Here is an 18,295-nt window from a genome sequence, read left to right as displayed (position 1 = left end):
GCATCGTCGTATCCGGGCCGCCTGCCCTGAAAATGAGTGGCGGCCGCGCGGGAACCTGTTCCATGCTGGCGATGTTCGCGAGCGGAATGAGGGCTGTGTGCTGACCGATGCCGAGGTGAAAGACTTCATCTCCGACGGTTTCGTCCGAGTGGAGGGTGCGTTCTCCGAGTCCACCGCGGCCGAGGCGCGGGAAATACTCTGGCGCGCGACCGGATGCGATCCGGCGGATCCCGGAACGTGGACGCGGCCGGTGGTCCGGCTGCCCGGTTTCGGGGACCCGCCGTTCGCCCGGGCCGCGCGCAGCCCACTGCTGGCCCAGGCATGCGATCGGCTGGTCGGTGCGGGCCGATGGGTCGCCGCTCAGGGACTGGGCACCTTCCCGATTCGCTTCCCCAGCGAGCAGCCGCCGGGTGACGACGGATGGCATATCGATGCGAGTTTCCCGGGCGAGGATCCGCAGGACTATCTGCGGTGGCGCATCAACGTGCGGTCGCAGGGGCGGGGGCTGCTGATGCTGTTCCTGTTCTCCGATGTCGGCCCCGACGATGCGCCGACACGGATCCGAGTGGGCTCGCATCTGCGCATGGCGAAGGTGCTGGAACCGTACGGCGCGGCCGGAGTCGCGATGTCGGACCTGGTCGAGGACTTCGCCGCCACCGCGGACCTTCCGGAAGTGGCGGCGACCGGACGGGCCGGAGATGTGTATCTGTGCCATCCGTTCCTGGTGCATGCCGCCCAGGCGCATCGAGGCCGGAACCCGAAGTTCATGGCCCAGCCGCCGCTGCTGCTGCACGAACCGTGCGTGCTGGACCGGCCCGACGGTGCGTATTCGCCGGTGGAGCAGGCGATCCGACAGGGGCTGGAGCTCGGCGCCACCCGCTGACTACGCGCGGGGACGTACCCGGGATGTGTTCTCCGGACGGATGGTTCGCGCTGCCGCGAGGCAGAGGGTGAGAGTCATGGATATCGGATTGCATCTGACGAACTTCGCGCTGGACACCCCCTCCGAACGCATCGGATCGCGCCTGGCCGATGTCGTCCGCACGGCCGAGGACAGCGGGTTCGCGGTCGTCGCGGTGGGTGATCATCTCTGGCAGAGCCCATGGCTGGGACGGGTGGAACAGAATGTGCTGGAGGCGTATTCGACGCTGTCGTTCATCGCGGCGCACACCTCGCGAGTGGAGCTGACCGCGGTGGTGTCGGGGGTGCACTATCGGCATCCGGCCATGCTCGCAAAGCTGGTCACCACCCTGGATGTGCTGTCCGGCGGCCGGGCCTGGCTGGGGATCGGGACGGGCACCTCCACCGGTGATGTGGAAGGGTACGGCCTGCCGTTTCCGCCGCTGCGCGACCGCTACGACATGCTGGAGGAGGCGCTGCGGATCTGCCGGGCCATGTGGACCGGTGCGCGAGGCGGTCCGGAAGCCGTATCCGGCAGACACTTTCACGTCGAGCGCCCGCTGAACGCTCCGCAGGTGGTGCGGAATCCGCCGGCGGGCGGGCATCGCCCGCATCCACCCGTGCTCATCGGCGGCGACGGTGAGCGGCGCACATTGCCGCTGGTGGCGCGCTACGCGGATGTGGCGAGTCTGCGGCCGGGGCCGGAGCTGGCGAGCAAGATCGAACTGCTGGACCGGCTGTGCGCGGAGATCGGCCGCGATCCGCGCGAGATCCGCAAGAGCTGTGTCTTCGCCTTCGATCTCGGGCGGAGCGGGGGCGGCGTGGGCCAGGTGCTGAGGCAGCTGGAGCGAATGGCGGAGATGGGAATCGATCTGGTGATCGGACGGGTGGCCGGCGTCGACGAGCTGACGCCCCTCGAGGTGCTCGGGCGCGAGGTGATCCCGGTCGTCGCGGAATTCGGTCGCTGACCCCGAGCCGCGACCGACCCCGGATTACTGCCAGCCGGGGCGGACCAACCCCGACTCGTAGGCAAGGACCACGAGTTGCGTTCGATCACGGGCGTTGAGTTTCACCAGGATTCGGCTCACGTGAGTGCGAGCGGTGGCGGGGCTCATGAAGAGGCGCCGGCCGATTTCGGCATTGGTGAGCCCCTCCGCGACCAGGGCCATCACCTCGCGCTCGCGGTCGGTGAGCTCCGACAGCGCCGCGGCGGGCGCGGGTTTGGCGTGGGTGGCGAATTCGGCGACCAGGCGGCGGGTGACGCTGGGCGAGAGCAGCGCGTCCCCGGCGGCCACCACGCGCACCGCCTTCACCAGATCCGCGGGTTCGGTGTGTTTGACCAGGAACCCGGTGGCGCCCGCGCGCACGGCTTCGAAGACGTATTCGTCGAGTTCGAAGGTGGTGAGTACCACGACCTTCACCTCGGACAGGCCGGGGTCGGCGGCGATCTCGCGGGTGGCCGACAGGCCGTCGAGGACCGGCATGCGGATATCCATCAGCACCACATCGGGATGCAGCTCCCGGGTCATCCGCAGCGCCTGGTCGCCGTCGCCGGCCTCCCCGACGACCTCGATGCCGTCCTGGGCGTCCAGCAGCGCGGCGAATCCCGCGCGAACCAGAGCCTGGTCGTCGGCGACCAGGACGCGGATCTCGTTCACGACACCTCCTGTAGGCCGGCGTCCGGCCGATCCGGAATCGGCAGCCGGGCCCGCACAGCGAACCCGCCGTCCGGCCGTGGTCCTGCCGAGAGCTCGCCACCCAGTGCGCGGGCGCGTTCGATCATGCCCGGAATTCCGTTCCCGCCACCGGTTGTGGACGACTGTGGAGAATTCGGGGAGCGCTCGTTGTCCACAGTGATGCACAGCTCGCTCGGCGAATAATCCACAGCCACGGTCGCTTCCGCGCCGGGCGCATGCCGCAGCACATTGGTCAGCGATTCCTGCACGATGCGGGCGGCGGCGACGTCGACCACCACCGGCACCCGGCGCGGTGTGCCGGAAATCCGGGTGTGGACCGGCGTGCCGGCGGCGCGCATCGGAGCCAGCAATGATTCCAGGTCGCCGATGCCGACCGCCGGGCTGGTCGGCGCCGCAACGGTTTCCGCGCCGGCGCGGATCGAGCGCAGCAGACTGTGCACCTCGCCGAGCGCATCGCGGCTGACCTCTTTGATCGCCGAAAGGGCGGTCGCGGCCTGTTCGGGTTTGCGGTCGAGCAGTTCCAGCGCCACCGACGACTGCACATTGATCAGCGACAGGCTGTGGGCGAGCACATCGTGCAGTTCGCGCGCGATGGCCAGCCGTTCCTGGGCCGCGCGCTGTTCGCGCTCGGCCAGTTCACGGGCACGCTCGGCTTCCCGGTTGCGCCGCGCGGCCTCGACCCGCTGCCGCCGCGCGATCAGCGCCGAACGCCGCTGCCGGATGCCCTCGGCGATCGCGATCAGCACCACCAGCCAGGCCAGAATGCCGACGACCGGCCAGCCCCCGGGCCCGTGGCCGCGCAGCGCGGGCACCGGCCACACCATCAGCAGGAATCCCAGCGGCACCAGCGGATAGGTGTACCAGCGGGAGCCGCGCGAGGCCGCGGTCAGGAAGGCGATGACCAGCGATACGAAGACCGGCCCGTAACCGTAGCCGACCAGCAGATAGGCGACGGTGACCGCGAGCACGCCCACGAAGACCGCCCGGGGATACCACGCGCGCAGCGTCAACAGCAGCGGGCCGGCCACCAGCAGCGCATATCCCAGCGCATCCAGTGGACGCACGCCGGACTGATGCGCATTCGCCGCATGCCCGCCGCCCAGCTGGACGACGGCCACGACAACGCACAGCAGCACATCCGGGGCGCCGGGCCGTTTACTCGACTGCACAGTTCGAACGGTAACCCCGCCGCGCCGCCGCACGAGCCCGCGCGCCGCGAATTACGTCCAGATACGTACGCCGACCCGGGCGCCCCGGCGGATGTGTCGGCGCACGTCGAAGCGGATGGTCGAGATATGAACAGATCGAATGCCGATCCGGCCGGCGAGCTCCCCGGCACGGTCACGCGGACCCGGACCAGCGCCACCGAGGTCGTGGTTACCGAGTCTCTCACCAAGAAGTACGGCGACCACATCGCTGTCGACGCCGTCTCCATGACCGTTCGGCGCGGCGAGATCTACGGATTTCTCGGCCCCAACGGCGCCGGTAAGACGACGACGCTGCGAATGCTCGTCGGGCTGATCGCGCCGACCTCCGGTACCGCGACGGTGCTGGGCCTGAATCCGGGCGGACCGGAGTCGTTGCGGCGCATCGGCGTTCTCATCGAAGGGCCCGGCTTCTACCCGTACCTTTCCGGCCGTGACAACCTGCGCGTGCTGGCCCGCTACCACCGGACCGAGCGCACCGCCGGTTCCCGGCTTCGCGACCGATTCGCCGAGGTGGACGAGATCCTGGCGCGAGTCGGACTCGCCGACCGGGCAGGCGATCGGTTCCGCACCTACTCGCTCGGCATGAAGCAGCGCCTCGGCGTCGCCGCGGCCCTGCTCGGCAACCCGGATCTGCTCATACTCGACGAGCCGACCAACGGTCTGGACCCGGCCGGAATGGCCGAAATGCGAGAACTGGTGACCGGTTTGGCCGCCGACGGGCACACCGTCGTGCTCTCCTCGCATCTGCTCAGCGAGGTGCAGGAAATCTGCGATCGGGTCGGCGTCATCTCCGGCGGGAAATTGCTCACCGAATCGACCGTGAGCCAATTACGCGGCGCGGCAACACTTCTCGTGCGCGCCGAGCCGATGGAGAAGGCTTATCCGGCCGTGCGCCGGGTGGTGGGTGAACACCGTGCGTTACCGACCGCCGTCGGCATCAGAGTCGATGCCGGCAGGGCAATGGCGCCCGAGGTGGCGCGCGCGGTGATCGCATCCGGCGCGGATCTGCTGGAACTGCGCACCGACGAAAAGTCGCTGGAGGAAGTGTTCTTCGAGATGACGAAACAGGAGCACCGATGAACGACGTAGTGGCCTGCACCAGAGCCGAATTCGCACGGCTGCGGAAGTGGCCCGCGTTCTGGATCGTGCTCGGCACCTGGATCGCGCTGAATCTCGTCTTCGCGTATCTGTTCAACTATCTGGCCTACACCTCGGGCAGCAGTTCCCGGATGTCGAACGGGCAACCGCGCGAGGTGCTGTTGCAGTTGATGCTGCCCGCGGCCGTGCCGGAGGTGTTCACCCAGGGCATGGCGATGTTCGGCGGTGCGCTCATGCTCGTCCTGGGCGCGCTGGTGGTGGGAAGCGGATACGGCTGGGGCAGTTGGAAAACCGTTTTCACCCAGGGACCCTCGCGCCGTGCGGTGGTCGGCGGAACCGTGGTTTCCCTGATGAGCGTGGTGGTCGGCCTGGTCGGTGCGGCGTTCGTGGTGGATACCGGGGTGGCCGCGATGATCGGGGCCGCCGAGCATCGGACGCCGACGCTGCCGACCGCCGCGCACACCCTGCTCGGTCTCGCGACCGGCGTGGTGATCCTCGGTATGTGGACGCTGGCCGGCGCGCTGATCGCGGCGATCGCCCGTGGTCCGGCACTGGCGGTGGGCCTGGGCCTGGTGTGGGTGCTCGTCGTGGAGAATCTGCTGCGCGGCGTCGCGTCGATCTTCTCGCCTGTCCGGGCGCTCACCGACCATCTGCCGGGGACCGCGGCGGGTTCGGCGGCCGGGGCCATGCGCACCGTGGGCGGCACGGCGACGCCGGGCGTCCTGGACATCCTGTCCCGACCGGCGTCGTTCGTCGTGCTGGCGGTGTACATCACGGTATTCGCCTGCGGCACAGTGGCACTGATGGTGCGCCGCGATATGGCGTGAACAGCGCCGCGGCGTCGCGCCGGAATCGCGCCGGGCCGGACAGCGGTGAGTCGAACGCGCGCGGCGAGTAGGTTCGATCGCGACGGCTCATTCTCACTCGACGAAAGGACAGCGATGCCTACACGCAGCGCGCGTACCGCATGGACCGGTGGCTTGCAGGACGGTTCCGGACAGGTCGACCTGGCCAGTTCCGGTGTCGGCAAATTCGACGTCTCGTTCCCGAAGCGCACCGCCGATACCGCCGAGGGCACCACCAGCCCCGAGGAACTGATCGCGGCGGCGCATTCGTCCTGCTACGCGATGGCGCTGTCCGGTCAGATCGGCGCCGCCGGCGGCACCATCGAAAGCCTGGACGTGAATGCCGACGTGACGCTCGGCCCGGATCCCGCGGGCGGTTTCCGCATCTCGGCGATCAAGCTGACCGTGCGCGGCCGGGTCTCGGGTATCGACGCCGGCGGCTTCGAGCAGGCCGCCCAGACCGCCAAGGCCGGTTGCCCGGTCAGCAAGGCTCTGGCCGGCGTCGAGACGATCGAACTCGACGCCGCCCTCGAGAGCTGAGCCGGGGCGGACCGGCGCACCTCACCCGGTGGTCGGACCGACCACCGGGTGCGGAAAAAAACTACTGAGCGGGCTTCGCCGCGACGTCGAGGACGACCTCGAATTCCAGCAGCGAGGCGCCCGTGGCGACCGGCTGGCGGGCCTGGCCGGCATGCGCCTCCTTGGCCGGTCCGTCTCGCCACGCGGCGAACGACTCCTCTGAATCCCACTGCGTCACAACGAAATACCGGTTGTCACCGGCGACCGGGCGCAGCAACTGGAAGCCCAGGAAGCCGGGGGAATTCTCCACCGCGTGCGCCCGATGGGCGAAGCGCTTCTCGAGTTCGGGTCCGGCTCCCTCGGGAACCTCGATCGCATTGATCTTCACAACAGCCATGAGCACAGGCTAATCCCACCGCGCGGCACGTATCGTCGGTGCCGATGTTGTACGACGAGGGTGGCACCGGGGTGCCGATTCTGCTGCTGCACGGATTGATGGGCAGCGCACGGACCTGGGCGGGCCAGGTGCCGTGGCTGCGCGAATTCGGCCATGTCCACTCCTTCGACGCCGCCGGGCACGGCCGACCGGCCCCGCCGGAGCTCACCACCGAGGCATTCGTCGCCGACTTGGCCACCGCGACCGCCGCGATATCGGAACCGATGGTGGTGATCGGCCATTCGATGGGCGGACTGCACGGGTGGATGTTCGCGGCCGCGCACCCGGAGCGGGTCCGGGCGCTGGTGGTCGAGGATATGGCGCCCGATTTCCGCGGGCGCACCGCGCGGCACTGGGCGGAGATGATCGAGGCCTGGCCGCAACCGTTCCCCGACGCCGACGCGGTACTGGACTATTTCGGCCCGGTCGCCGGTCGCTACTTCCTCAACTCGTTCACACGCGGCGGAGACGGCTACCGGTTGCACGGTTCGGTCGCGACCTTCCGCGACATCTCCGAGGAGTGGGGCACCCGCGATTTCTGGGCCGAATGGGCCGCGGTGCGCGTGCCGACCCTGCTGATCGAGGGCGAATACACGATCACGCCGCCGGGTCAGATGCGGGAGATGGCGGCCGCTCGGGCGGGTGTGCGCCATGTGGTCGTCGGTGCCGCCGGACATCTCGTCCACGACGACCAGCCCGCTGTCTATCGCGCCGAAGTCGAACGGTTTCTGCACGAAAATGTGGGTTGATCGGATCGCCTGCGCGCGGGTCCGGGCGAGGGGAGACCTGAGGTCCGGCAGTTGCGGGCAATCGCCTTCAGTCTCGGGCGGGAGGCGACGTATGCTCCACTGAGGCCCCGACCATAAGGTGAATCATGATTAACTTCTCGATACCCGCCGACCTCGCCGCCGAACGTGACCGCATCCGCCGGTTCGTCATCGACAAGATCGTTCCGTTCGAGCGCGACCCCCGCCTGACCGCGCACGGGCCCAACGACGATCTGCGCCAGGAATTGGTCGAATTGGCGCGGGCCGAGAAGCTGCTCACCATTCAGGCGCCCGAGGCACTGGGCGGCCGCGGGCTCACCCACGTCGAACAGGCCGTGCTGTACGAGGCGGCCGGGTGGTCCACCCTGGGACCGGTCGCGATGAACTGCGCCGCGCCCGACGAGGGCAACATGTTCCTGCTGTCCAAGGTCGCCGACACCGAGCAGGTCGACCGCTTCCTGATGCCGGTGATCGACGGCCGTCAGCGCTCGGTCTTCGCGATGACCGAGCCGGGCGGCGCCGGATCCGATCCCGGCCAGCTCGCCACCACCGCCACCTTCGACGGTGAGAACTTCACCGTCAACGGCCGCAAATGGCTGATCACCGGGGCCGACGGGGCCAAGACGTGGATCATCATGGCCAAACTCGAGGACAACGACCACCTCCCCGCGGGCCCGACCCTGTTCCTCACCGAGGGGGACGCGCCCGGAATCGTCATCGAGCGAACCATGAACACGATGGACCGCAACTACGTCGGCGGCCACGGCGTCGTGCGCTTCGAGAATCTGATCCTGCCCAAGGAGTCGCTGCTGGGAGAGAGCGGCCAGGCGCTGCGCTACGCCCAGCTGCGACTGGCCCCCGCCCGCCTCACCCACTGCATGCGCTGGCTCGGCGCCGCCGAACGCGCCCAGAGCATCGCCGTCGAACACGCCAAGACCCGCACGGCCTTCGGCAAGCCGATCGGCGAGCACGAGGGCGTGTCCTTCATGCTCGCCGACAACGAGATCGCCCTGCACCAGTGCCGCCTGACCATCTGGCACGCCTGCTGGTTGATGGACCAGGGCCACAAGGCTCGCCACGAGAGTTCGATGGCCAAATCGTATGTGTCCGAGGAACTGTTCAAGGTCGCCGACCGCTGCGTCCAGGTCCTCGGCGGCATCGGCATCAGCGACGAAACCGTGGTCGAGATGATCTTCCGCGATATGCGCGCCTTCCGCCTCTACGACGGCCCCACCGAGGTCCACAAGTACGCGATCGGCCGCCAAGTGTTGCGGGGATAGCGGTCCTGCGCCTGCTGCCGTCTGTCAAGGCGTACGTCTATGAGCCGTAGACCCCGCCGCAGCGAAGCGGAGGCAGATAACACAGCCAGTAAGGTGGTCGGGAAAGATCACCCAAACCTAGGATCGTCGCATGAGTTCGGAACTGCAGGTCGATGTGTCCGCCGGTGTCGCCGTACTCACGCTCAACCGTCCCGCGCAGCAGAACGCCATGACGCCCACGATGGCGGCGGAGCTCGGGACCGCGCTGCGGCGCTGCGATACCGAGGACGCGATTCGGGCGGTGGTGATCACCGGGACGCCGCCCGCGTTCTGCGCGGGCGCCGATCTGTCCGCCCGCGTCGGTGACGTGCGCGGCACGATCGATCCGCCGCCGTGGCAGATCCGCAAGCCGGTGATCGCGGCCGTGAACGGGCATGCCGTGGGGATCGGGCTGTCGCTGGCCCTGCAGTGCGATCTGCGATACATGGCGACCGATGCCGTATACGGGCTGAATCAGGTGCGTCGCGGCGCGATGGCCGACGGCTACGCGCACTGGACACTGCCGCGGCTGGCGGGAATGGCCAACGCGGCCGACATCATGCTCACCGGCCGCACCTTCGACGGTGAGGAAGCGCGCCAGATGGGCGTGGCCAACAGCAGTCTGCCGGCGGGCGAGGTACTGCCGACCGCCTTGGCCGTGGCGCACGACCTGGCGGCCGGTTCCGCGCCGCTGCCGACCGCTCTGACCAAGCGGCTGCTCTGGGAGGGCCTCGGAATGAGCCCCGAGGCGGTCGGCCGGCTGGAATCCGAGCTGCACGGCTTCGTCGGCAAGAGCGTGGACGCGGCCGAGGGCATGGCGGCGTTTCGCGACCGCCGCCAGCCGCAGTGGAAGGGCAGTATCAGCGCCGAATGGCCCGCGGGCGAGTTGTCGTCGCCGAGCGAGCGTCGCGGTCTCGACGGCACCGCCGAGGAACCGGCCTAGTCCTGCGAAGCCGGGCGCTTCGACATCGGACCGGTTCCGGAGCCACCGTCGGCGAGTTCCCCCGGAGCCGCCCGGTCAGCGCCCGCCGATGAGCATCAACAGAAAGACGCACGCGTACAACACCATCAGTAGGGTGCCGACGATCCCGACCACATAGCCGACCACCACCTGCGATCGGCCGCCGATGGTGCCGCCGGACATCTCGATCTGGTCGAGCGCCCGCTTGCCCATCACCCACGCCACCGGACCCAATGCGCCACAACACAATAGGCTCAGCACACCCAGGATCAGCACCGTCGTCGCATGGGGGTGTTCGACCGGGTTACCGGTCGGCGGCTCAGGCAGCGATCCCCAGTAGTCGGGTTGATTCATGGCCACCGTGCGAGTCTAAGGTGCGCCCACCCGAAAAGCTTGGCAGACGGGCATCTTGGGAGTTTCCGCCCCCGCTCAGCGGCGTTGGCGGGCGATGTCGGCCAGTACGACTCCCGCTGCCACCGAGGCGTTGAGCGATTCCACCGGCCCGGCCATCGGGATGCTGATGATGGTGTCGCAGGTTTCGCGGACCAGGCGCGACAGGCCCTTACCCTCCGAGCCGACGACCACGACGGTCGGTGTGGTGCCGTCGAAGTCGTCGAGGACGGTGTCGCCGCCGGCGTCGAGGCCGACCACCTGCAGACCTGCCTTGGCCCAATCCTTCAGTGTGCGAGTCAGATTGGTCGCACGCGCCACGGGCAGCCGGGCCGCGGCGCCGCTGCTGGTGCGCCAGGCGACCGCGGTGACGCTGGCGCTGCGGCGCTGCGGAATCACCACGCCGTGCCCGCCGAACGCGGCGACCGAACGGATCACGGCGCCCAGGTTGCGGGGATCGGAGATGTTGTCCAGCGCCACCAGCAGCGGGGCGGTCCCGGAAGCGCGGGCGCTGTCCAGCAGATCCTCCGGATGGGCGTAGCGGTACGGCGGCACCTGCAGGGCCATGCCCTGATGTAAACCGTTGGTGCTCATCCGATCCAGGTCGATGCGCGACACCTCCAGGATGGAGATTCCGGCATCGGCGGCGCGCTGCACGGACTCGGTGAGGCGGTCGTCGTTCTCGGTGCCCAGCGCGACGTACAGCGCGGTGGCCGGAACCTCCGCGCGCAGACACTCCACCACCGGATTGCGGCCGAGCACCAACTCCGGCCCGTCGTCGCCCTTGCGGGTACCCGGCCGGGCGCGGTTCTGCCCCTGCGTCGCCTTGGCCGCTTTCGCCGCCGCCGCAGCGCGTTTCGCGGCGGGGTGGTTCTTGCGCATGGTGGCGGGCGGGGTGGCGCCGCGGCCCTCGAGTCCGCGACGGCGCTTACCGCCGCTGCCGACGACGGCGCCCTTCTTGGTGCCGCCCTTACGGATCGCACCTCGTCGCTGCGAATTTCCTGCCATCAGTATGCCTTTCGTGTCGGTCGCGACACCCGCACCCGATCAGCAGGCTTCGCTGGGAGAATCATTTGGCCAGCGACCAATCCGAGCCGCCGGGAGTGTCGACGACGTCGATTCCGGCCGCGCCCAGCCGGTCGCGCACGGCGTCGGCGGTGGCCCAGTCCTTTTCGCGGCGGGCCTGCTGGCGGCGTTCGAGTTCGGCCCGCACCAGGACGTCGAGCGCGGATTCGGCCGCCGAGGTGTCCTTCGGGCCGGCCCAGTGCGCATCCAGCGGATCGACGCCCAGAATTCCGAGCATCGCCCGCACCTGTCCGGCGGCCTCGCGCGCCGATTCGCCCGCGCCCGCTTCCAGCGCCCGATTGCCCTCGTGCACCACGCGATGAATCTCGGCCAGGGCCTTCGGGATCGCGAGATTGTCGTCCAGCGCCTCGGCGAAGGCGTCGGTCCATTTCCCGACCGCGACCTCACCCACCCGCTCGACGGTGCGCTGCACGAATGCCTCGAGTCGCTGATAGGTCTGCGCGGCATCCCCCAGCGCCTGCTCGGAATATTCGAGCATCGACGCGTAATGCGCACTGCCCAAATAGAACCGCAATTCCACGGCCCGCACCTGGGCGAGAATATTCGGCACCGAGAGCGTGTTGCCGAGCGATTTCGACATCTTCTCGCCGCCGAGCGTCACCCACCCGTTGTGCAGCCAGTACTGCGCGAATCCGTCTCCGGCGCCGCGGGATTGGGCGATTTCGTTCTCGTGGTGCGGGAAAACCAGATCCATACCACCGCAGTGGATATCGAATTCGGGCCCGAGGTAGAACTCGGCCATCGCCGAGCATTCCAGATGCCAGCCCGGACGCCCGGGTCCCCACGGCGAGGGCCAGGTCGGCTCGCCCGGTTTCGCGGCCTTCCACAGCGTGAAATCGCGCGGATCGCGTTTACCCTCGCCGGCGCTCTCGCCCTGCTGCACATCTTCGAGTTTGTGCCCGGACAGCGCACCGTATTCCGGATAACTGCGCACATCGAAATACACATTGCCGCTCGACGCGTAGGCGTGCCCGCGGTCGATGAGCCGCTGCATCATCTCGACCATCTGGGTGATGTGCCCGGTGGCCCGCGGTTCCACCGACGGCGGCAGCACCCCGAGCGCCTCGTAGGCGCGGTCGAAGGCGCGTTCGTGCGTCGCGGCCCATTCCCACCACGGGCGGCCCGCCGCGGCGGCCTTGGCGAGGATCTTGTCGTCGATATCGGTGACATTTCGCACGAAGGCCACGTCGCAGCCGTTCGCGGTGAGCCAGCGGCGCAGCACGTCGAAAGCGACGCCGCTGCGGACGTGCCCGATATGGGGTTCGCCCTGCACGGTGGCGCCACACAGGTACACCGACGCACGTCCAGGGACCAGCGGGGTGAAATCCCGCAGGGTCCGCGTCGCGGTGTCGAACAGGCGCAGAGTCACGACCAGCCATCCTAAGGCTTGTTGAACAACGGTATGGGTGGGCCCCTCCTATGGTCCACGGTCCATCGAATGCGATGACACCGCGGGTCCGGAACGGATTCGACGGGGCATGTTTCCGGAGCGGGTGTGGGGCCGACGGTGCGGCCGCCCGGCGCGGATGCGAATACGGCGGCCGGCGCCGAGTTCGCCGCGGTCGATCGGCGCGAACGATAAATCCGCACCGAATCGCCGACTGCGGTTACGCGGTACTACATCGCCCGTCGTGCACGAGTAATGCGGTCGCGACCGCGGCGATTCCCTCCCCACGGCCGGTGAGCCCCAGACCGTCGGACGTCGTACCGGATACCGAAACCGGGGCGTCGAGTAATTCGCCGAGTATTTTTTGCGCTTCGGCGCGTCGCGGCCCGATTTTGGGGCGATTACCGATGATCTGCACCGCCGCGTTCACGATCCGATATCCGGATTCGCCGAGCAGGCGCCGTACCTCGGTCAGCATCGCGGCGCCGGAGACGCCCTCCCACTCGGGACGTCCGGTGCCGAAGACCGCGCCGACATCGCCCAGGCAGGCGGCCGACAGCAGCGCATCGCACAGGGCGTGGGCGGCCACATCGCCGTCGGAATGTCCGGAGCAGCCGTCGTCGCCCTCGAACAGCAGTCCGGCCATCCAGCAGGGCCGGCCGGGTTCGATGGGATGCACATCGCTGCCGATGCCGGTGCGCAGCGCGGTGAGATCGGTCATCCGGTCACCGCCGCCCCGGTCGTCGTGGTGATCGCGGTCTCGGCGTTCGCCGCGCCGGAAGCCCCGCTCGCGGCGGTGGAGTCGTCCGCTACCAGCGCGTTCGCGAGTCGCAGATCCAGTGGGCCGGTGATCTTGAATGCCAGGGGATCGCCCGGAACCACCGAGACGGTCGCGCCCATCGCCTCCACGAGGCCGGCATCGTCGGTGGCGGGCAGGTCGACCGCATAGGCCTCGCGCAGCAGCGCTGCGTCGAAGCCCTGGGGAGTCTGGATCGCCCGCAGTCCGGAGCGGTCCGGTGTCCCGGTGACATCACCGGCCGCGTCGACTGCCTTGATGGTGTCGGCCACCGGGATACCGGGGACGACCGCGCGATGACCGGCGTCCAGCGCGTCCACGACCCGCGCGATCAGCGACGGCGGCGTCAGGGCGCGGGCCGCGTCGTGCACGAGGATATGGGTGGCTTCCGGGGCGGCGGCCAGGCCGGCGCGCACCGAGTCGGTGCGTTCTATGCCGCCGGCCACCACATCGACCGGTATCGAGCTGGCCGCGTGGGCACGAGCGGCGAGCAGTTTCCGGGCCGCATCGATCATCTCGATGGGCGCCATGATCACGATGCGGTCGACGACCCCGGACGCGATCAGACCGTCTACTGCGTGTACGAGCATGGGACTGCCGCCGACCGGGACGAATGCCTTGGGTGTCGATTCACCCAGGCGAACGCCCCGACCGGCGGCAGGAACCAATGCCACAACGCGGCGGGAGTTGAGCGTCAAGGCGATGCGGTCAGGAGGCCGCGGCGAGAACCTCGTCGAGCAGGGTCTCGGCCTTGACGTCGTCGGTGCCCTCGGCGAGCGCGAGCTCACCGACCAGGATCTGCCGGGCCTTGGCCAGCATCCGCTTCTCGCCGGCGGACAGGCCGCGGTCCTGCTCCCGACGCCACAGGTCGCGGACGACCTCGGCCACCTTGTTCACATCGCCGGAGGCGAGCTTCTCGAGGTTGGCCTTGTACCGCCGAGACCAGTTCGTCGGCTCCTCCGTGTGCGGAGCGCGTAGCACCTGGAAGACTCGGTCGAGACCTTCCTGGCCGACGACGTCGCGGACGCCGACGTACTCCGCGTTCTCTGCGGGAACCCGAACGGTGAGATCGCCTTGAGCGACCTTCAGGACCAGATACTCTTTCTGAACACCCTTGATGGTGCGAGTCTCGATTGCTTCGATCAGCGCCGCTCCGTGGTGGGGGTAAACGACGGTGTCTCCGACCTTAAAAATCATGTGTCCCGTGCCCCTTTCGATGTTCACAGTTTAACATGCGACTCGATAACGCCGCGATCAACGGCGCAGGTCAGGGGCCACAACAGGCCGACCTTGGGGCTTGACAGATCGCGATGCGTGTGCATCCCGTTGCGGCAGAACGGGATACGCGGCTCGCGGGTCGCCGCGGAACATTACACCGGACCGGTCCACACCGACCACCCTGCGAACTACTACGCTGCCTACTACTACTCTCCATCGTGGAGTGAGCCGGTCGACATGGAGGACAACCCGTGACTGCCCTGAAAGCCACCACAGCGTCGAATGTGACCAAGGTGTCGCGGCGCGCAATCGCTGTTGCCGCGCTGGCCACCGGTGCGGCGCTGGCGTTGTCCGGATGCGGTGCCGGCCAGATCTCGCAGACCGCGGGTCAGGTGCCCGCCGTCAACGGTAGCGCGGCCACCGTCGGCAACGTGGCGCTGCGTGACGTGCGCATCCTGCTGCCGCAGTCGGAGGAGTACACCAACGCCAAGGGCGGCAAGTCCGTCGTCGCGTTCAGCGCGATCAACGAGGGCTCGTCCAAGACCGACCAGCTGGTCAGCATCACCACCGACCTCGGTCAGGTGAAGATCACCCCGGCCACGCCGGAACTGGTCCCCGGCCAGACGGTCGTCGCCGCGAGCCCGGAGGCCGCCAAGGCCGCCCAGGCGGGCGCCGAGAACGCCTCGCCGACCACCGGCGCCGCGCAGCCCACCAGTTCGCCCGCCACGCCCACGCCGGAGCACAGCGCGTCGCCGCGCCAGGAGGGCGCCGGTTCGCCCGATCAGCCGGCCGACCCGAACGCGCATCCGATCCTGGTCGAGATCACCGGACTGACCAAGGACATCGTGCCGGGCCTGACCTACGGCGTCACCTTCAACTTCAAGAACGCCGGCACCGTGCAGGTGCAGGTGCCCGTCGACGCCGGCCCGAACACCCCGCGGCACGAGGGCGCGACGGTCGCCGAGCACGGCGGCCACTGAGGTTCGCCCCTGCGCACCGGCCCATGTCGGCCCCCTTATCTAGGCTGCGCACGTGGCCAAGGTGAAATCGCTGTACCGCTGCTCGGCATGCGGGAACGAGGTTGCCAAATGGGTGGGGCGCTGCCCGGGGTGCAACGAATGGGGAACCGTCGACGAGGTGGTGTCGGCCGGCGCCGGGGCGGGAGCGCATGCCGCCGGGCGCCGGGCGCTGCTGCCCTCGACGGCCGCGGCGCCCATCTCGACCATCGACTCGAAGGTCACCCGCGCCCGGCCCACCGGTGTCGCGGAATTGGATCGCGTCCTCGGCGGCGGGGTGGTGCCCGGATCGGTCGTGCTGCTCTCGGGTGAGCCGGGCGTGGGCAAGTCGACGCTGCTGCTCGAGGTCGCCCACCGCTGGGCCCGGGAGCGCGAGGAGCGTGCGCTCTACGTCACCGCCGAGGAGTCCGCCGGGCAGGTGCGGCTGCGCGCCGACCGGACCGGGGCGGTGCACGAAAGGGTTTATCTCGCAGCCGAATCCGATCTCGCCACGATTCTCGGCCATGTCGATCAGGTCCGGCCGACGCTGCTGGTGGTCGATTCGGTGCAGACCATGCTGGCCGCCGACGCGGACGGGGTGATCGGCGGTGTGACCCAGGTGCGCGCGGTGACCGCGGCTCTGACCTCCCTGGCCAAGGCGAGCGGTATCGCGGTGCTGCTGGTCGGCCACGTCACCAAGGACGGCAATGTCGCCGGGCCGCGCACCCTCGAACACCTGGTGGATGTGGTGTTGCAGTTCGAGGGCGACAAACACTCCACCCTGCGCATGGTGCGCGGCATCAAGAACCGCTTCGGCAGTGCCGACGAGGTCGGCTGTTTCGAACTGCACGACGACGGCATCGCCGGGGTGAGCGATCCGTCCGGGCTGTTCCTGCATCACCGTGCGGATCAGGTTCCCGGGACCGCGATCACGGTCGCGATGGACGGTAAGCGGCCGCTGCTCGGCGAGGTGCAGGGGCTGACCGTATCCACCCAGGTACCCGCCCCGCGACGCGCGGTGAGCGGTCTGGACTACAACCGCGTCTCGATGGTGCTCGCGGTGCTGCAGAGCCGTTGCGGTGTGTATCTGGGCAAGCACGACGTCTACGCCGCCACGGTCGGCGGCATGCGGTTGACCGAGCCCGCCGCCGATCTGGCCGTCGCGGTCGCGATCACCGGCGCCGAACGCGATATCCCGCTGCGCGCGGGCATGGTGGTGCTGGGCGAGGTCGGCCTCGCCGGTGAGGTCCGGCGTGTCACGGGGGTCGGGCGCAGGTTGCGCGAGGCCGAGCGGCTAGGTTTCACGGAGGCGTTGGTACCGCCCGGAACCGACCTGTCCGGCATCGGAATGAAGGTGCACGAGGTCGCGAGTGTTCGTGCGGCTCTCGCCTCGAGTGGTTTGTCGAAGCGACGACGCGAGCGTGTGGAGGCTGTGGAATGATCCCGGGCCGTTGGGTGACACACCTGCTCGGCCGTCCCGCACCGCGCCGCAGGTTCGTGACTCCAGCGGATGTGCCGGCCACGGTGGATGCGGTAACTCCGGTAGATGGGGTGGCTGCGGCAGATGGGTCGCCCGTGGCCGAGGCGGTCGAGGCCGATGGTGACCCCGGTCTGAGTACCACCATCGCCCGGCTGGTGCCGGGCACCGAACTGCGCGACGGTATCGACCGGATCCTGCGTGCCCGCACCGGCGGTCTGATCGTGCTCGGCTACGACGAGGAACTGGAGCGAATCTGCGACGGCGGATTCGAACTCGACGTCGAATTCTCGCCGACCCGGCTGCGTGAGCTGTCGAAAATGGATGGCGCCGTGGTGCTTTCGACCGACGGCGCACGTATCCGCCGCGCCAATGTCCATCTGGTTCCCGACCCCGGCCTGCCGACCACCGAATCCGGCACGAGGCACAAGGCGGCCGAGCGCACCGCCGCGCAGACCGGTTATCCGGTGGTGTCGGTGAGCCGCTCGACGGGCATCGTCACCGTCTATCTCAACGGGCACCGGCGTCCGATCCAAACCTCGGAGACCATCCTGTCGCGCGCCAATCAGGCGATGGCGACGCTGGAGCGCTACCGTTCGCGCCTGGACGAGACCACCCGGCAGCTGTCGCTGGTGGAATTGAACGACTGCGCCACGGTGCGCGATGTGCTGGCGGTGGTGCACTGCCTGGAGCTGGTCCGCCGCGTCGCGCGCGAAATCAGTTCCGACGTGGCCGAACTCGGCGTCGACGGCCGGCAGCTGGCGCTGCAATTGGCCGAACTCGTCGGCAACACCGAGGCCCTGCGCCGCCTGCTGGTCCGTGACTACATCCGCACCGAACCGGTCGACGACGCGATGGTCGACCGCACGCTGGCAGCGCTCGACGGGCTGCTCGAGGTGGATCTGCTCGAACTCACCAATCTCGCTCCGCCACTCGGCTTTCCGGCGACATACGAGGCCCTCGACACCGCCGTGGGACCGCGCGGATATCGGGTGCTGGCCGAGATTCCGCGGGTGCCACTGCGCCGCGCCGAACCCGTGATCGCCGCATTCGGCTCGCTGTCGGGCCTGGTTTCGGCGAGCGCCTCGGAGATCGAGGGCGTCGACGGTATCGATGCGCATCTGGCCCGGCAGATCCGCGAGGGCCTGTCCCGGCTGTCGGAATCCGGCGCGGTGCGATCGGCGGAATCCGGCACGGTCTGAACCGGCTTCGGGCGC

The 18,295-nt window shown here is 68.9% G+C and carries 20 protein-coding genes; 11 read left to right on the top strand and 9 right to left on the bottom strand.

Annotation, left to right across the window (positions count from 1 at the left end):
• Positions 1–97 precede the first annotated feature (97 nt).
• Positions 98–883 carry a phytanoyl-CoA dioxygenase family protein gene (locus IG65_RS0124680; RefSeq protein ID WP_036525600.1) on the top strand — a complete coding sequence of 262 codons (786 nt, stop codon included), beginning with the start codon at positions 98–100 and terminating at the stop codon, positions 881–883.
• A gap of 76 nt (positions 884–959) precedes the next feature.
• Positions 960–1,868 carry an LLM class flavin-dependent oxidoreductase gene (locus IG65_RS0124675; RefSeq protein ID WP_030517333.1) on the top strand — a complete coding sequence of 303 codons (909 nt, stop codon included), beginning with the start codon at positions 960–962 and terminating at the stop codon, positions 1,866–1,868.
• 24 nt (positions 1,869–1,892) lie between these two features.
• Here IG65_RS0124675 and IG65_RS0124670 read toward each other — a convergent pair whose 3' ends face one another.
• Together IG65_RS0124670 and IG65_RS0124665 are read right to left on the bottom strand one after the other, a co-directional pair.
• Positions 1,893–2,558 carry a response regulator transcription factor gene (locus IG65_RS0124670; protein ID WP_030517332.1) on the bottom strand — a complete coding sequence of 222 codons (666 nt, stop codon included), beginning with the start codon at positions 2,556–2,558 and terminating at the stop codon, positions 1,893–1,895.
• Positions 2,555–3,766 carry a histidine kinase gene (locus IG65_RS0124665; protein ID WP_051756808.1) on the bottom strand — a complete coding sequence of 404 codons (1,212 nt, stop codon included), beginning with the start codon at positions 3,764–3,766 and terminating at the stop codon, positions 2,555–2,557. Before IG65_RS0124665 ends, IG65_RS0124670 begins: the two co-directional genes overlap by 4 nt.
• A 126-nt stretch (positions 3,767–3,892) precedes the next feature.
• Between IG65_RS0124665 and IG65_RS0124660 the strand changes: the two genes are divergently transcribed.
• From IG65_RS0124660 to IG65_RS0124650, 3 genes are all read left to right on the top strand, one after another.
• Complete coding sequence (locus IG65_RS0124660; protein ID WP_081879733.1) at positions 3,893–4,885, top strand: ABC transporter ATP-binding protein; 993 nt, start codon at positions 3,893–3,895, stop codon at positions 4,883–4,885.
• Positions 4,882–5,730, top strand: coding sequence for an ABC transporter permease subunit (locus tag IG65_RS0124655; RefSeq protein WP_030517329.1), 849 nt, complete (start codon positions 4,882–4,884; stop codon positions 5,728–5,730). The genes IG65_RS0124660 and IG65_RS0124655 overlap by 4 nt, the downstream gene beginning before the upstream one ends.
• Positions 5,731–5,844: 114 nt before the next feature.
• Entirely contained in the window at positions 5,845–6,288 is a 444-nt protein-coding gene (locus tag IG65_RS0124650; RefSeq protein ID WP_030517328.1) for an OsmC family peroxiredoxin, read from the top strand.
• A 61-nt stretch (positions 6,289–6,349) separates the two neighbouring features.
• Here the strand turns inward: IG65_RS0124650 and mhuD are convergent, their stop codons facing one another.
• On the bottom strand, positions 6,350–6,664 hold the full coding sequence (gene mhuD / locus IG65_RS0124645) for a mycobilin-forming heme oxygenase MhuD (RefSeq protein ID WP_030517327.1): 315 nt from the start codon (positions 6,662–6,664) through the stop codon (positions 6,350–6,352).
• A 44-nt stretch (positions 6,665–6,708) separates the two neighbouring features.
• Between mhuD and IG65_RS0124640 the strand changes: the two genes are divergently transcribed.
• The 3 genes from IG65_RS0124640 (at position 6,709) to IG65_RS0124630 (ending at position 9,711) form a co-directional block, all read left to right on the top strand.
• A complete protein-coding gene (locus IG65_RS0124640; protein WP_030517326.1) occupies positions 6,709–7,452 on the top strand; it encodes an alpha/beta fold hydrolase in 744 nt (247 codons plus the stop codon).
• A 125-nt stretch (positions 7,453–7,577) separates the two neighbouring features.
• Entirely contained in the window at positions 7,578–8,750 is a 1,173-nt protein-coding gene (locus tag IG65_RS0124635; RefSeq protein ID WP_030517325.1) for an acyl-CoA dehydrogenase family protein, read from the top strand.
• A gap of 130 nt (positions 8,751–8,880) precedes the next feature.
• Positions 8,881–9,711, top strand: a complete 831-nt coding sequence (locus tag IG65_RS0124630) for an enoyl-CoA hydratase/isomerase family protein (protein WP_030517324.1) — start codon at positions 8,881–8,883, stop codon at positions 9,709–9,711.
• A 75-nt stretch (positions 9,712–9,786) separates the two neighbouring features.
• Here IG65_RS0124630 and IG65_RS0124625 read toward each other — a convergent pair whose 3' ends face one another.
• The 6 genes from IG65_RS0124625 to carD all read right to left on the bottom strand — a co-directional run bounded on the left by IG65_RS0124625 (position 9,787) and on the right by carD (position 14,585).
• Positions 9,787–10,083: a hypothetical protein gene (locus IG65_RS0124625; RefSeq protein WP_030517323.1), complete on the bottom strand. Its 297-nt coding sequence runs from the start codon at positions 10,081–10,083 to the stop codon at positions 9,787–9,789.
• A 75-nt stretch (positions 10,084–10,158) separates the two neighbouring features.
• Entirely contained in the window at positions 10,159–11,127 is a 969-nt protein-coding gene (rlmB, locus tag IG65_RS0124620; RefSeq protein WP_030517322.1) for a 23S rRNA (guanosine(2251)-2'-O)-methyltransferase RlmB, read from the bottom strand.
• Positions 11,128–11,188: 61 nt separating this feature from the next.
• On the bottom strand, positions 11,189–12,574 hold the full coding sequence (gene cysS / locus IG65_RS0124615; RefSeq protein ID WP_030517321.1) for a cysteine--tRNA ligase: 1,386 nt from the start codon (positions 12,572–12,574) through the stop codon (positions 11,189–11,191).
• A 238-nt stretch (positions 12,575–12,812) separates the two neighbouring features.
• Positions 12,813–13,295: a 2-C-methyl-D-erythritol 2,4-cyclodiphosphate synthase gene (gene ispF, locus IG65_RS0124605; protein WP_030517320.1), complete on the bottom strand. Its 483-nt coding sequence runs from the start codon at positions 13,293–13,295 to the stop codon at positions 12,813–12,815.
• Positions 13,296–13,309: 14 nt separating this feature from the next.
• Positions 13,310–14,086 (bottom strand): 2-C-methyl-D-erythritol 4-phosphate cytidylyltransferase, encoded by a 777-nt coding sequence (gene ispD, locus IG65_RS0124600; RefSeq protein ID WP_081879732.1) that lies wholly within the window; start codon positions 14,084–14,086, stop codon positions 13,310–13,312.
• 10 nt (positions 14,087–14,096) lie between these two features.
• The gene (gene carD / locus IG65_RS0124595) at positions 14,097–14,585 is read right to left on the bottom strand and encodes an RNA polymerase-binding transcription factor CarD (RefSeq protein ID WP_019931623.1); all 489 of its coding nucleotides are present in this window, start codon (positions 14,583–14,585) and stop codon (positions 14,097–14,099) included.
• 272 nt (positions 14,586–14,857) lie between these two features.
• On the opposite strand from carD, the gene IG65_RS0124585 reads away from it, so the two are divergent.
• The 3 genes from IG65_RS0124585 (at position 14,858) to disA (ending at position 18,280) form a co-directional block, all read left to right on the top strand.
• Positions 14,858–15,586 carry a hypothetical protein gene (locus IG65_RS0124585; protein ID WP_030517318.1) on the top strand — a complete coding sequence of 243 codons (729 nt, stop codon included), beginning with the start codon at positions 14,858–14,860 and terminating at the stop codon, positions 15,584–15,586.
• 52 nt (positions 15,587–15,638) lie between these two features.
• On the top strand, positions 15,639–17,042 hold the full coding sequence (radA, locus tag IG65_RS0124580; RefSeq protein ID WP_030517317.1) for a DNA repair protein RadA: 1,404 nt from the start codon (positions 15,639–15,641) through the stop codon (positions 17,040–17,042).
• A 110-nt stretch (positions 17,043–17,152) separates the two neighbouring features.
• A complete protein-coding gene (gene disA / locus IG65_RS0124575; RefSeq protein WP_369801584.1) occupies positions 17,153–18,280 on the top strand; it encodes a DNA integrity scanning diadenylate cyclase DisA in 1,128 nt (375 codons plus the stop codon).
• Positions 18,281–18,295: the final 15 nt, after the last annotated feature.

It is taken from the genome of Nocardia sp. NRRL WC-3656 (assembly GCF_000720265.1).
GTDB classification, from domain to species: domain Bacteria; phylum Actinomycetota; class Actinomycetes; order Mycobacteriales; family Mycobacteriaceae; genus Nocardia; species Nocardia nova.
The sequence above is the reverse complement of the archived record's forward strand: the minus strand, read 5'-3'. Positions and strand labels throughout refer to the sequence as shown.

Bases quoted from the DNA above. Each gene is read 5' to 3' on its own strand.
- IG65_RS0124675 (WP_030517333.1), top strand. From the start codon at position 960: ATGGATATCGGATTGCATCTGACGAACTTCGCGCTGGACACCCCCTCC.
- IG65_RS0124660 (WP_081879733.1), top strand. From the start codon at position 3,893: ATGAACAGATCGAATGCCGATCCGGCCGGCGAGCTCCCCGGCACGGTC.
- IG65_RS0124655 (WP_030517329.1), top strand. From the start codon at position 4,882: ATGAACGACGTAGTGGCCTGCACCAGAGCCGAATTCGCACGGCTGCGG.
- IG65_RS0124650 (WP_030517328.1), top strand. From the start codon at position 5,845: ATGCCTACACGCAGCGCGCGTACCGCATGGACCGGTGGCTTGCAGGAC.
- mhuD (WP_030517327.1), bottom strand. From the start codon at position 6,664: ATGGCTGTTGTGAAGATCAATGCGATCGAGGTTCCCGAGGGAGCCGGA.
- IG65_RS0124640 (WP_030517326.1), top strand. From the start codon at position 6,709: ATGTTGTACGACGAGGGTGGCACCGGGGTGCCGATTCTGCTGCTGCAC.
- IG65_RS0124635 (WP_030517325.1), top strand. From the start codon at position 7,578: ATGATTAACTTCTCGATACCCGCCGACCTCGCCGCCGAACGTGACCGC.
- IG65_RS0124630 (WP_030517324.1), top strand. From the start codon at position 8,881: ATGAGTTCGGAACTGCAGGTCGATGTGTCCGCCGGTGTCGCCGTACTC.
- IG65_RS0124625 (WP_030517323.1), bottom strand. From the start codon at position 10,083: ATGAATCAACCCGACTACTGGGGATCGCTGCCTGAGCCGCCGACCGGT.
- rlmB (WP_030517322.1), bottom strand. From the start codon at position 11,127: ATGGCAGGAAATTCGCAGCGACGAGGTGCGATCCGTAAGGGCGGCACC.
- carD (WP_019931623.1), bottom strand. From the start codon at position 14,585: ATGATTTTTAAGGTCGGAGACACCGTCGTTTACCCCCACCACGGAGCG.